The sequence below is a fragment of the Methylobacter sp. genome (genome assembly GCF_023227905.1).
In the GTDB taxonomy this organism is placed as follows: Bacteria; Pseudomonadota; Gammaproteobacteria; order Methylococcales; family Methylomonadaceae; genus Methylobacter_A.
The window spans coordinates 1-13,199 of the sequence record NZ_JALOCF010000081.1 but is presented as its reverse complement, the minus strand read 5'-3'; the positions used below and the strand labels follow the sequence as shown (position 1 = coordinate 13,199).

15 protein-coding genes are annotated in these 13,199 nt (G+C 47.9%); 6 read left to right on the top strand and 9 right to left on the bottom strand.

The genetic code is table 11. The features are described 5' to 3' along the window. Positions 1–168: 168 nt before the first annotated feature. The 3 genes from M0R47_RS20335 to M0R47_RS20325 all read right to left on the bottom strand — a co-directional run bounded on the left by M0R47_RS20335 (position 169) and on the right by M0R47_RS20325 (position 4,186). A complete protein-coding gene (locus M0R47_RS20335; RefSeq protein ID WP_292558185.1) occupies positions 169–1,875 on the bottom strand; it encodes a GspE/PulE family protein in 1,707 nt (568 codons plus the stop codon). A gap of 321 nt (positions 1,876–2,196) precedes the next feature. Further along, positions 2,197–3,849, bottom strand: a complete 1,653-nt coding sequence (gene groL, locus M0R47_RS20330; RefSeq protein WP_292558184.1) for a chaperonin GroEL — start codon at positions 3,847–3,849, stop codon at positions 2,197–2,199. A gap of 49 nt (positions 3,850–3,898) precedes the next feature. Beyond that, positions 3,899–4,186, bottom strand: a complete 288-nt coding sequence (locus M0R47_RS20325) for a co-chaperone GroES (protein ID WP_292558183.1) — start codon at positions 4,184–4,186, stop codon at positions 3,899–3,901. A gap of 140 nt (positions 4,187–4,326) precedes the next feature. Here M0R47_RS20325 and moeB point away from each other — a divergent pair, with 140 nt between their 5' ends. After that, positions 4,327–5,073 (top strand): molybdopterin-synthase adenylyltransferase MoeB, encoded by a 747-nt coding sequence (gene moeB / locus M0R47_RS20320; protein WP_292558182.1) that lies wholly within the window; start codon positions 4,327–4,329, stop codon positions 5,071–5,073. 92 nt (positions 5,074–5,165) lie between these two features. Here moeB and M0R47_RS20315 read toward each other — a convergent pair whose 3' ends face one another. Beyond that, positions 5,166–5,372, bottom strand: a complete 207-nt coding sequence (locus M0R47_RS20315; protein ID WP_292558181.1) for a hypothetical protein — start codon at positions 5,370–5,372, stop codon at positions 5,166–5,168. A 301-nt stretch (positions 5,373–5,673) separates the two neighbouring features. Here M0R47_RS20315 and pqqA point away from each other — a divergent pair, with 301 nt between their 5' ends. The 5 genes from pqqA (at position 5,674) to pqqE (ending at position 8,988) form a co-directional block, all read left to right on the top strand. After that, the gene (gene pqqA / locus M0R47_RS20310) at positions 5,674–5,748 is read left to right on the top strand and encodes a pyrroloquinoline quinone precursor peptide PqqA (RefSeq protein WP_006892363.1); all 75 of its coding nucleotides are present in this window, start codon (positions 5,674–5,676) and stop codon (positions 5,746–5,748) included. Positions 5,749–5,858: 110 nt separating this feature from the next. Then, positions 5,859–6,770, top strand: a complete 912-nt coding sequence (pqqB, locus tag M0R47_RS20305) for a pyrroloquinoline quinone biosynthesis protein PqqB (RefSeq protein ID WP_292558180.1) — start codon at positions 5,859–5,861, stop codon at positions 6,768–6,770. Between the two features lie 11 nt (positions 6,771–6,781). After that, positions 6,782–7,510 (top strand): pyrroloquinoline-quinone synthase PqqC, encoded by a 729-nt coding sequence (pqqC, locus tag M0R47_RS20300; protein WP_292558179.1) that lies wholly within the window; start codon positions 6,782–6,784, stop codon positions 7,508–7,510. A 100-nt stretch (positions 7,511–7,610) separates the two neighbouring features. Next, entirely contained in the window at positions 7,611–7,883 is a 273-nt protein-coding gene (gene pqqD / locus M0R47_RS20295; RefSeq protein WP_292558178.1) for a pyrroloquinoline quinone biosynthesis peptide chaperone PqqD, read from the top strand. Further along, complete coding sequence (gene pqqE / locus M0R47_RS20290; protein WP_292558177.1) at positions 7,861–8,988, top strand: pyrroloquinoline quinone biosynthesis protein PqqE; 1,128 nt, start codon at positions 7,861–7,863, stop codon at positions 8,986–8,988. Before pqqD ends, pqqE begins: the two co-directional genes overlap by 23 nt. Positions 8,989–9,010: 22 nt before the next feature. Here pqqE and M0R47_RS20285 read toward each other — a convergent pair whose 3' ends face one another. The 5 genes from M0R47_RS20285 to M0R47_RS20265 all read right to left on the bottom strand — a co-directional run. After that, positions 9,011–9,586, bottom strand: a complete 576-nt coding sequence (locus tag M0R47_RS20285; protein WP_292558176.1) for a UbiX family flavin prenyltransferase — start codon at positions 9,584–9,586, stop codon at positions 9,011–9,013. A gap of 127 nt (positions 9,587–9,713) precedes the next feature. Then, the gene (locus M0R47_RS20280) at positions 9,714–11,654 is read right to left on the bottom strand and encodes an Hsp70 family protein (RefSeq protein ID WP_292558175.1); all 1,941 of its coding nucleotides are present in this window, start codon (positions 11,652–11,654) and stop codon (positions 9,714–9,716) included. Beyond that, positions 11,651–12,298, bottom strand: coding sequence for a DUF2760 domain-containing protein (locus M0R47_RS20275; protein WP_292558174.1), 648 nt, complete (start codon positions 12,296–12,298; stop codon positions 11,651–11,653). Before M0R47_RS20275 ends, M0R47_RS20280 begins: the two co-directional genes overlap by 4 nt. 20 nt (positions 12,299–12,318) lie before the next feature. Continuing rightward, positions 12,319–12,699: a hypothetical protein gene (locus tag M0R47_RS20270; protein ID WP_292558173.1), complete on the bottom strand. Its 381-nt coding sequence runs from the start codon at positions 12,697–12,699 to the stop codon at positions 12,319–12,321. A gap of 313 nt (positions 12,700–13,012) precedes the next feature. Further along, positions 13,013–13,199, bottom strand: a 187-nt coding sequence (locus M0R47_RS20265; protein ID WP_292558172.1) for a hypothetical protein, incomplete at its 5' end; no start/stop codon positions are given.

The window sequence follows — 13,199 nt, the reverse complement described above, 5'->3', positions numbered from 1 at the left end:
GGCTAAAGGCTAAAGGCTAAAGGCTAAAGGCTAAAGGCTAAAGGCTAAAGGCTAAAGGCTAAAGGCTAAAGGCTAAAGGCTAAAGGCTAAAGGCTAAAAATTGAAATACCTCTAAAACTTAAATGCAAGTTTTTTCGCCCTTTGCCCTTCGCCCTTCGCCGTATTTAATTACTCGTCAAACTGATTACTGATGCGCATCGCTTCTGCGACGGTGGTGCGTTGGGCAACAGCCATTGCTACCGCGCCGCTGCGCAGGGTTTGACCGGCCATCTGCTGGCGCGCTAATTTGATAAAGACATGAGCGTCATGATGATTGGCCGCGTCGGTCAGCTCAGTATTCATTTCCAGCAATTCGTAAATGCCTATCCGGCCCTGATAGCCGGTTCCGTTGCAATGGGTGCATCCCCTGCCCCGGACAAAACTGTGCCGACCCCAGTTATCCCCCAGTTCAAGCTTGAGCCATGTCTGTTCGAAAGGTTCCGGTACGGCGGGCTGGACGCAACTTTCGCAGACGACCCGTACCAGCCGCTGGGCAATAACGGCCAGCAAGGACATGGCGACCATAAAACGGGGCACGCCCATGTCAATCAGCCGGATTGGCGAACTGACGGCATCGTTGGTGTGTAGCGTTGACAGCACTAAATGGCCGGTCATTGCGGCGCGCAGGCCGATCTGGGCGGTTTCATGGTCGCGCATTTCACCGACAAGAACGATGTCCGGGTCCTGCCGCAGGGCGGAACGCAACACTTTTGCAAAATCGAGCTCGATCTTTTCATTGATCTGCACCTGGTTAATACCGGGCAAACGGTATTCGACCGGATCCTCCACAGTAATGATTTTATTGGCGGAGGAGTTGAGTTCGCTGAGAGCTGCGTAAAGGGTGGTGGTTTTACCGCTACCGGTCGGCCCGGTCACCAGTATCATGCCATCCGGTCGATGCAATAGTTTGCGAAAACGCGTTAGCATCTCGCTCGGCATTCCGAGTTTTTCCAGCGAAAATCCTTCGGGTTTCTGGATCAATAAACGCATGACCACGGATTCGCCGTAGATGGTCGGCATGGTCGAAATACGCACATCGACCGACTGTTGCCGCACTTTGATCTGAAACCGGCCGTCCTGCGGCAGTCGTTTCTCGGAAATGTCCAGGCCGGACATGAGCTTGAGCCGCAATACCAGCGCTGTAGCAATTTTTAAATCGGCTTCGGTTTGCTGGTGCAGTACGCCATCAATGCGGAAGCGGATATACAGTTTGGTTTCTTGCGGCTCTATATGAATGTCGGAAACCCGCACTTGCACGGCATCTTCAAAGACCGATTTCAGCAGCTTTACCACGGGCGCATCAGCCGCTTCGGTCGAGGTCAGCAGTGCATTGAGGTCGATATTGTCCTCTTCCGACATATCGCTGCGCAATTGCTCGGCCAGATTATTGATTTCATCGGTACGACGGTAGGACTGATCTATCGCCATTAACAAATCCGATTCCCTGACAACGGCCGGGCGAATGGTTTTTTTCAGAATACGGCTTAATTCATCCAGCCCCATCAAGTCGGTAGGGTCTGCCATGGCCAGCAGCACATCATATTCATTATTTTCCAGCAGCAAAACGCGGAAACGTCGGGCTGCTGTCTCCGGTAACAGTTTGACGGTTTCAGGCTTGCGCGGATATTGGGAAACATCCAAGAACGGAATTTTTAATTGCTGCGACAGAAAATTAAGCAGTTCTGTTTCAGTAATAAAGTTTAAATTGATCAGGGTACGACCCAACTGTCTCCCGGTTTTCTTTTGTTCGGCCAGTGCCGATATCAGTTGTTCCGGCGTGATTATTTGGTTTTGTACCAGCAAATCGCCGATACGAATTCTTTTGGTAATGTCCATTAGGCCGTAGTCAGTTGCTATAGTCAGCTGTAAATTGAATCAAATGCGCTGGGTCTGTCGGTTTATTCTAATAATTATTTATTGGGCATGGATGCTCAGGTTTTTGCCGAATGGTTTACGATGCCGGTTGTTTAATTTAGCACAGCCTAAAATGAATACCGATAACTTTTACCGCAGGATAGGCTAAACAGTGAACAGCCCATGATCGCGAATGAGGCGTTTCGCCCTTTAACAGGCCAAACGATAAAAAAAGCCCCGGCGTTTCAAAAACAACCGGGGCTTTTATTTTACTTAAAGCGACGGGGCTTTAAGACAGCAGAATTACATCATGCCGCCCATGCCACCCATTCCGCCCATGCCGCCCATATCATGGCCGCCATGACCGCCCTTATCTTCGCTAGGCGTATCGGCAATCATGACTTCAGTGGTCAGCATCAAGCCTGCAACAGAAGCTGCATTTTGCAGTGCAGTACGGGTTACTTTCGCAGGGTCCAAAATACCCATTTCGATCATATCGCCGTATTCACCTGTTGCTGCGTTGTAACCGAAGTTACCTGTGCCTTTTTGCACTTCATTGAAAACAACTGAAGGCTCGTCGCCGGCATTGGAAACGATTTGACGCAGAGGCTCTTCCATTGCGCGACGCAGGATGTTGATACCCACTGTTTGGTCGTGGTTAACGCCTTCCAATTTATCCAGCGCAGAAATAGCGCGAACCAGAGCAGAACCGCCGCCTGCAACAACGCCTTCTTCAACCGCTGCACGTGTTGAATGTAATGCATCTTCAACGCGGGCTTTCTTTTCTTTCATTTCGATTTCAGTTGCAGCGCCTACTTTAATGACAGCAACACCGCCGGCTAATTTAGCCAGACGCTCTTGCAGTTTTTCTTTGTCATAGTCGGAAGTTGCTTCGTCAGCTTGTGCGCGAATTTGGGCAACGCGGCCTTTGATTTGCTCTTCAGAACCCGCACCGTCAATGATGGTGGTGTTTTCTTTAGTGATTTGTACTTTTTTGGCCGTACCCAGTTGCGCTAATTCCGCTTTTTCCAGGCTCAAACCAACTTCTTCAGAGATAACAGTACCGCCAGTCAATACCGCGATATCTTCCAGCATGGCTTTACGACGATCGCCGAAACCAGGTGCTTTAACCGCCGCAACTTTAACGATGCCACGAATGGTGTTAACAACCAAAGTCGCCAAGGCTTCGCCTTCAACGTCTTCAGCAATAATCAATAAAGGACGGCCGGCTTTGGCAACGCCTTCCAATGTTGGCAACATGTCGCGGATATTGGAGATTTTCTTGTCGTAGATCAGAATCAATGGATCGTCTAATTCGACGCTCATATTTTCTTGTTTGTTGATGAAGTATGGTGACAGGTAGCCACGGTCAAACTGCATACCTTCAACAACGTCCAGTTGGTTATCCAGGCCTGAACCTTCTTCAACAGTGATAACGCCTTCTTTGCCGACTTTTTCCATCGCTTCTGCAATGATTTTACCGACAGAGTCATCAGAGTTTGCAGAGATAGTGCCTACTTGGGCAATCGCTTTGTTATCGACGCAAGGCGTAGCGGAAGCCACAATCGCCTCAACGGCTTTAGTCACAGCCAAGTCGATACCGCGTTTTAAATCCATAGGATTCATGCCCGCTGCAACGGCTTTTAAGCCTTCGTTGACGATAGATTGCGCCAATACAGTCGCGGTAGTTGTACCGTCACCAGCCACATCGGAAGTGTGCGAAGCCACTTCTTTAACCATCTGTGCACCCATGTTTTCGAATTTGTCTTTCAATTCGATTTCTTTAGCAACCGATACACCGTCTTTAGTGATGGTTGGTGCGCCGAAGCTTTTGTCCAGAATCGCGTTACGGCCTTTAGGACCTAACGTTACTTTTACTGCGTTTGCTAAGATATTTACGCCACGCGCCATGCGGACACGAGCGTCATCTCCAAATAATACGTCTTTTGCTGCCATTTTTATTCCTTAATATTTTTATATGTAAATTTGATTGACGTGTTCAGGCTTAACCTAAAACACCCATGATGTCTTCTTCACGCATAACGATGAGTTCGTCGCCATCAACTTTAACTTCATTGCCGGCATATTTGCCAAACAGCACTTTATCGCCGACTTTAACGTCCAGAGCGCGTACGGTGCCATTGTCCAGTTGCTTGCCATTACCTACCGCCAAAATAACGCCTTGGCTTGGTTTTTCGGCCGCAGAACCAGGCAATACGATACCGCCAGGGGTTGTAGTTTCTTCTTCTACGCGTTTGACTATCACTCTGTCGTGTAACGGACGTATTTTCATCAATATCTCCTAACATTAAAATTAAAGGGTAAACTTGTTATTAGCACTCGCTAGTAATGAGTGCTAATGATAATGAGCTTTTGCAGTGTGTCAAGTTCTTTGGCATTATCTCGTTCCACAATACAGCATCAACATGACCTATGAATGACAACCAATTACTACGCTATAGCCGCCAAATTATGCTTCCTCAAATTGATATTGAGGGACAACAAAAACTTCTCGCTGCCCGCGTACTGATTGTCGGCGCCGGAGGACTCGGCTCGCCTGCGGCCATTTATCTTGCTGCGGCCGGTGTCGGCAATATCGTTATTTATGATAATGACGTCGTGGACTTATCCAATTTACAAAGACAGATTGCTCATCACACCCCCGATATTGGGACGGATAAAGTAATTTCAACCTGCCAAACACTCAATCGACTAAATCCCGACGTCAAAACCAGAGCGGTCAAACAACGGCTGGAAGGCGAACAACTTGAATTGGAAGTGGCAAAAGCCGATGTAGTTTTGGACTGTAGCGATAATTTTTCAACACGCTTTGCAATCAATAATGCCTGCGTCAAACAGCAAACGCCTCTGGTTTCCGGAGCGGCAATTCGTTTTGAAGGCCAGGTGAGTATTTTTACGCCCGGCAGAAATGGCAGCCCATGCTACAACTGTCTGTACACCAGCGACGGTGAAGAATTACAAACTTGCGCTACAAACGGCGTCATAGCGCCTATTACCGGCGTTGTCGGCAGCATTCAGGCACTCGAAGCAATGAAGCTGATAATGAATATCGGAGAAACGTTAACCGGACGGTTATTGTTATTGGATGGCTTAACGATGGAATGGAATACGATGAAACTGAAGAAAAACCCTAACTGCCCGACTTGCGGCAGTTTATAGGTTAGCTGCCTACATGAATGCAGGAGCAATTACGGAAAAAGAAGTTTCCAGGCGAATCGCATCACCTGGAAAGCTCATCTGTTAACATATTTTTACTTTTTGCCCAGCAAACCTTGGACATATTTAATCGCTTTTTCTGCAAAATCGTTCACTACCGATGGACTATCGCCATGCGGTTCAATTTCACCAAATGGCTTGGCGTTTGCTTTGGTAAACGTGTAAATAAAATAGCCTAGCGGCGCGAACGCAGCAGCAGCAATCAGTAACATAACTACCCACAACTCAACAACTCCACCCATGATTCCTCCTCATAATTTTATATATGTGTATTATTATTTTTAGGTGAATTTAGATAATACTCTCTTCCCATCAAAAAAACATCTTTCAGCGTTTTCATATAAATATCTTGTAATTTTAGATAGTTATCGTCGTTTTTCATCCCTGCATTGCCGCAAATCTGGACAAGAACCGGTTAAAACCCAGGGATTGTCGGCTTTGGACGATGGCAAAAGTTGCCAAAAAAAATAGTTCATCGTATACTTCAATTGAGCTTACTTGATCAAGCTAGCATAATAATTTAAACACTTCTGGAGGTTCACAATGAAATGGGAAACACCAAGCTACACAGACCTGCGTTTCGGTTTTGAAGTAACAATGTACATCTACAATCGTTAATTCGATTTAGACAAAAAAGGGGCTCTTGATGAGCCCCTTTTTTTTGCCTGATGCTTCTTATTCCCGTATCATTCGGCCCCTACTCCCTATTTTAGGTTATTTCCCAAACTATGAAGATTAGAGTTCTTGGTTCAGGTGCAGGCGGCGGTTTTCCTCAATGGAACTGCAACTGTCATAATTGTCACCGTTTGCGCCACAAGGAAATGAACGGCAAAGCCCGCACCCAGTCATCCATTGCGGTAAGCACCGACAACAAAAACTGGCTGCTGTTTAATACCTCCCCCGACATTCGCGCACAACTGGAAGCTTTTCCCGCCATCCAGCCCAAAGAAGGCGTTCGCGACACCGGTATTAAGGCAATCATGCTGATCGATAGCCAGATTGATCACACCACCGGCATGCTGATGCTACGGGAAGGCAAACCGCTGGATGTGTACTGCACGGAAATGGTCAAGCAGGATTTAACTACCGGCTTTCCATTATTCAACATGCTGGCAGATTACTGTACCGTCAATCATCATCCGATTCCTTTCGACGGCAGCAGTTTCACTATTCCCGGCATAGATGATTTACGCTTTTACACTCAAGCCTTAAAAAGTAAGGCACCGCCTTATTCACCGCACCGGCATGATCCACATGACGGCGACAATATCGGTGTTATCATCGAACAAATTTCTACCGGCAAAAAAGTGTTTTATTCTCCAGGCCTGGGCGAGATAGAACCGCATGTCATGGCTGCGATGCAAGCCGTCGATTGTATAATGGTAGACGGTACCTTTTGGACTGATGACGAAATGTGCACGCAGAATATCAGCCACAAAAAAGCCCGCGAAATCGGCCACTTGCCTCAATCCGGCGAAGGCGGCATGATAGAAGTCTTGAACGGAGTTGCGAAAGCCCGCAAGATATTGATCCATATCAACAACACCAACCCGATCTTAGACGAAGATTCCGAACAGCGTAAAATACTGGATGCCGCCGGCATTGAAGTTTCCTACGACGGTTTGGAAATCGACTTATAAAGGATGCAAACATGAGCAGCGATAATCAAGCCTGGACCAAAGAACAATTTGAAGCCCAACTGCGCGGCATGGAAAGCCATTACCATATTCATCATCCTTACCATGTGTTGATGAACGAAGGTAAACTCACCAAGGCACAATTGCAGGGCTGGGTTGCCAACCGCTTCTATTATCAGGTTTGCATTCCGATTAAGGATGCCAACATCCTGGCCAATTGCCCTGATCGGGAAACCCGCGCGAAATGGATACAGCGCATTATGGACCACGACGGACACCCTGGCGATCCTGGCGGCATTGAGGCTTGGATACAGCTAGGCATGGCAGTCGGTTTGTCGCGGGAGGATATCACCTCACTGAAATACGTGCTGCCTGGCGTGCGCTTTGCTGTCGATGCCTATGTTAATTTTGCCCGCAGAGCGGAATGGCACGAAGCGGCAAGTTCGTCGTTAACCGAACTGTTCGCGCCTAAAATTCACCAGCAACGTTTGGACAACTGGCCGGAGCACTACCCTTGGGTCGAGCAAGAAGGTTATATCTATTTCCGCAAGCGCCTGACCGAAGCACGACGCGATGTTGAACACGGTCTGTCCATCACGCTGGACTGGTATAAAACCCGCGAGCAACAAGATCGCATGGTTCAAATCTTGAAATTCAAGCTGGATGTGCTTTGGACTATGGCGGATGCGATGTATATGGCTTATATTCACGAAATGCCGCCTTATTTTAATATTGAAAAATAGTCAGAAGCTGGCTGGGATTGAGCTCTACCTATCCTAGCCTAACTGCTTCAAATACTGGGACTCTTTTGCAACCCGGCCTACAATATAACATCACACCAAAATGAGCATTAATCCTGATAAAACCATCAAATTCTCCCCTATGCATCGCCTACAGTGGGAAGAGGCCCAACAGAAAAACGTTATTCTTTATCCTGAAGGCATGGTAGAACTTAACCAAAGCTCCGCCGAAATCCTGAAATTGTGCGACGGCACGCGCACGCTCGGCGAAATCGTCAGCGATCTGGAACAGAAATTTGCAACGGCCGGTCTCGCTGATGACATTACCGCTTTCCTGGAGGTCGCTTTAAAAAATGGCTGGATCCAACAAAATTAACATCACTCCGCCACGCTGGTTATTGGCGGAGCTGACTTACGCCTGTCCACTACAGTGTCCCTATTGCGCTAACCCAATCGATTATGCAAAACATCAATCCGAACTGGACACTGAGGACTGGAAGCGCGTACTCACGCAAGCCCGCAAAATGGGCGCAGTGCAACTGGGTTTTTCCGGTGGCGAACCGTTAACCCGCAATGACCTGCCCGAGTTGGTTAAACACGCCAGAGGCCTTGGCTATTATTCCAACCTGATTACCTCAGGCTATGGGCTGACCGAAGAAAAAATCGTCCAACTTAAAGAGTCTGGGCTTGATCATATTCAAGTCAGTATTCAAGCCAGCACTCAAGAGCTGAACGACCACTTGGCCGGCACCGAATCGTTCCAGCACAAAAAAGAAGTCGCCCATCTGGTTAAAAAGCACGGTTACCCGATGGTGCTGTGCGTGGTCATACACCGAGAAAACATCCACCAGATGCCGCAAATCCTGGAAATGGCGGAGGAACTGGGCGCAGATTACCTGGAACTGGCGAACACCCAATATTATGGCTGGGCACATGCCAACCGTGATTTATTATTGCCTACCAAAGAACAGTTTGAGCAGGCCGAACAAATCGCCCAGGCATTTAAAGAAAAAGTCGCCGGAAAGATGAAAATCTATTATGTGGTGCCGGATTTTTATGAAGACCGGCCCAAAGCCTGCATGAATGGCTGGGGAACGACATTCTTGACCATCGCACCGGACGGCGCTGCTTTGCCGTGCCATTCGGCCCGTGAACTGCCGGGGTTGGATTGCCCCAACGTGAAAGACTACAGTATTGAACAAATCTGGAACGAATCAAAAGCTTTCAACTTTTTTCGTGGTTTTGAATGGATGAAGGAGCCGTGCAGCAGCTGCGATGAAAAAGAAAAGGATTTCGGCGGCTGCCGTTGCCAAGCTTATTTGTTAAGCGGCGACATGTACGCTGCCGACCCCGTGTGCAGCAAGTCGCCTAATCATCATGTTATCCAGGAAGCGATAGACTCAGCCAAAGCGAGCGCTTTAGCTGACAATGAAAAACCACTGATTTTCCGTAACAGCAAAAATTCGCGATTGCTGTCTTAAACCAATTGGGAAGGGCTAATTTCTACAGTCCTTCCCAAGGTTTATATAACCCCGTAACATCTACTCCAAACATATCCAAAACCCGACCAACGGTTTCATCGACCATGGCTGCCAGCGAATCCGATTTGCTGTAAAAAGCCGGCATCGGCGGGAAGATAATACCGCCCATTTCCGTTACACTGGCCATATTGCGAATATGCACCAGATTTAATGGCGTCTCGCGAGGCATGATCACCAGACGCCGACGTTCTTTTAGCACCACGTCCGCTGACCGCGAAATCAGGTTATCGCCAAAACCATGAGCAACTGCTGACAAGGTTTTCATCGAACACGGCGCGATAATCATGCCTTCTGTTTTAAAGCCTCCGCTGGAAATACTGGCGGCAATATCATCGATGCCATGAGTCACATCGGCCAGTGCAGCCAATTCCGCCCGCTTCATGTTCATTTCATGCTTTAAATTTACTACACCGGCGGATGAGATAACCAAGTGTGTTTCCCATTGTTGCTGCGCCTGTAAAACTTGCAGCATCCTTACTCCATAAACCGCACCAGTCGCACCGGTCATGGCTATGATTAAGCGTTTTTTTTGATTCATTTTTTATGCTTGATTAAGATGCCGATTTTATATTGCACCACGAAGGCACGAAGAGCATGAGGAAAAACAAGGTAAAAACTTCGTGCCTTCGTGGTGATATGTTTTAAATTGATCCGTATGGACGGGGCTACTCTCCTGCCCTGACATCAAACTCAATCTTCCAGCGGCCGTTGTCTTTTTGAGAGACGGCTTGCAGTTCCAGCGTACCCACTTCAGTTACCGCTGCACACAGATGCACAGGAATGACTTCACCGGGTCTACGGCCTTCTTCCGGCAAAGTGACTTCAATCTCATCCAGCTCGTCTAGCTCCTCATCAGTCCAATAATCCAGACGGGTTCCGACTTTGTCCTCACGCCGGATATTAGAGGCAAAAAAGCGAAACCGCACCGGTTCGCCGACCACCAAGCCGAACTCATCATCCGGCAGTTCCTGTTGCGTACCTTCTTCCATGCCAAACGGGGCAATACACAAGGCCTGGATTTCCGGCGCCATACCGGGCACTGCGGGCATAGCGCTTTCAATACCGACATAATAAGAAGCTGCTGTGCCGCCCTTGATACGCACACCTTTGCCTTTGCGTACATAACCATAGTAAGCGGCACCACGGGCGACCGCCAAATCCAGATCGGCACCAGTCAATAATCTGGCTTCGGGCGCTTGCTCGGCGCTCAACCATGAGTTTAACACCTCCATTAAGCGCTCAGCCAAGGTTCCCGCTTTTAACACGCCACCGTTAAACAGCACAGCAGTCGGATGCAAGAAAGTCGCATGTTCCGGTAAATTTATATCTTTAAGCTCGTCCGTAGCCCCTTGTTGTTTGGACAAAAAAGCTGCCAGATGGCGGGTAATCGCTGCATCCTGGGCGTAAGGCAATCCGGCGGTTCTTAAACCGGTACGGGGACGGCTTATCGGCTTATCGCTGACTGCTACTTTAGGCATGAAACCTTCAACCAATACCCGATTAACTTCCTCACGGGTTAATTCGGTACGCAGTGTACCCCCGATTAAAGATGATCCCCTACTTGCAACCACCAACGGAATATTATCAATCTCGGCGTTATTGAAGATTTTCTCCTTGGCATCCCGGCAGCTATGGGTCAAGGCTTGAATCTGCCAAGGTTCCAGGCGTTTGCCGTCTTTTTCAAGCTTGGCTTTGACAGTATAAGCCAACGCCAAATCCATATTGTCGCCACCCAGCAGAATATGATCGCCCACCGCCACTCGAGTCAGTTCGAGATTACCCTCTTGTTGGGTAACCGCTATCAATGACAAATCGGTCGTGCCACCGCCGATATCTATCACCAGAATAATGTCTCCCACCTCGGCATGTTTGCGCCAGTCGCCATGGCTTTTTTCTATCCAGCTATATAATGCCGCCTGCGGCTCTTCGAGTAAAATTGCCTGATCAAGGCCCACAGCGCGTGCAGCTTCAACAGTCAACTCCCGTGCCGCAGGATCAAATGAAGCCGGCACGGTAATAACGACATCCTGCTGCTCCAGCGGCGCATTGGGATTCAGGTTTTGCCAGGCATCACACAGGTGCTGCAGATAAGCGGTAGTTGCCTCGAATGGAGAAACCCGATCAATTTCCTCAGGCGCTTCCGCTGGTAAAATAGACTCTTTGCAATCCACACCCGTATGACACAACCAGCTTTTTGCGCTGGAAACCAGACGAATCGGGGTTTTGCTGCCCAGATTACGGGCGATTTCTCCGACCAGATAATCCGGTTTTGCGGCCCAGGGTAACGAAGTTGAATCTTCTGCAAGTTCAGCTTCGTGGGCCAGATATAAAAATGACGGCAACTGATGCTTTTCCTCAACTGAACCGGGAGACGTCAACTGCGGTATAGCTAAAACTTGCGGGGAGAATTCTTCATCATCGATATTTTCGAGATCGGCATAAGACAAAACACAATGGGTCGTCCCTAAATCGATGCCAACGGAAAACCGTTTCCCAGAAACTGAGGTTTGCGGCGGCTCAACGGCAGCACTTTCATACAGGTTATTTTCAGATTCAGCTGTTTCATTTACCATTTCCGGTTGTGCCTGATCGGGCAAACCACTCATAACTCAACCTCTGCCGGCGCAACAATAGCCGTATTATGTCCTAAAGTCAGCTTAGGCAGTTTGATATCAGTAACTTGCCAACCTTTGTGAACCAGCGTACCGGTAAAAGGGGCATTACCCACGATATTGCCAGTTAAGCGCACAGTAGCTGCATCAAAACTTTCCGGCAGTATGATTTTACTGCCTTCCTGCTCATTGCGGACGGCCGCTAAAGTAAAATGTTCATTAATTGCCTTATTGCATCCTTCATGCACGACACGGGCGGCAACGCCAATATCAGAATCGCTGAAAGCAGCGATATCTTCTTTGATAAAGTCGATAAAACGCGCTTCTTTTTGCAGCAGACCCAGTAATTGCAAAGCGGCATCCGGGGTTGCCTCTTTTAATACAACAGGTTCCGGTGCGGGCGCTTGAACAACTTTTTCCACTTCAACAATTTTCTCAACAATTTTTACTGCCGGCTCAGGCGCTGTCGCAGTTTGTGTAATAGCCGACCTTTTCTTGTACCGCATCTGACTGATCACCATGGACAGCAATACCGTGATAAGAATCAACGCCAGCACAGCAACAGCACCTGCTAAGTAAACATGCCACAAATCGAATGTTGTGGGCTTCAATGATAAATCGATTGCATAGTTATTCATTCGTGAGGCTCTTTTAGTTGTTATTGTTGGCCGGACTTGCGGGATGCTTCATCAAACATCATACCTTGCAGCGCATTACGGGTGGTTTGCATGCGCATCTGTTTTAGGTGGCGGTCGGCAATCGTAGCCGGCACTTTTTCAGCCAGATAAACTTCGCGTATCTGGGAGAGGACCGACTCACACTGCTTCATGATCGCATCCGTCGCGCGGCGGCTCTCCAGCTCCTGGTAAGCGGGCTTTTGCATCTCACCAGCAACACATTTTTTATATTGATATTCGGCATCCTGAATTTTCTTAATGGTGACATCGGAAAGAGTTGTGCTCTGCCATTCATTTTTAGCATCATCAGCAAAAACTGTTGCTGTACACAGCAAAGCAGTTAAAAAAAGAATTTTTTTCATGGTATTTCCCGGAAATATTAGTGAAATTTTTATAGTTTGATTCTACGCGAACTGGTCAAAAATAAATAATCTCTATCAAAAAATAAAATGTTATTTTAAGAATAATAATGCGCCCGCTTTTTTAACTTTCAAGGGAACGCTAAAGGTTATTCACGATATTTCTGCATGTTATGCATCAGATTAACAATCCAATTGTGCTATTTTGGCATTGCCTTGCTCCCTATATGTCCAAATCACAACGGACTGGCTTGCCATTCGGCCGGATGCATCCACGACTAAAACAAGAAAGCCCTAAAAACACACGCTGATTAAGCTATTGACTCTGGCTGGATGCGCCTTGCCATGCCTCGGAATCCCTGCGATTTCCTGGGCAAAAAAAAACCCAGGGGTTTGAGTCCTGGGTTTTTGGATAAAGCGCTTGGCGATTCCCTACTTTCACATGGCAACGTGCCACACTATCATCGGCGCTAAACGGTTTCACTTCCGCGTTCGGGATGGGA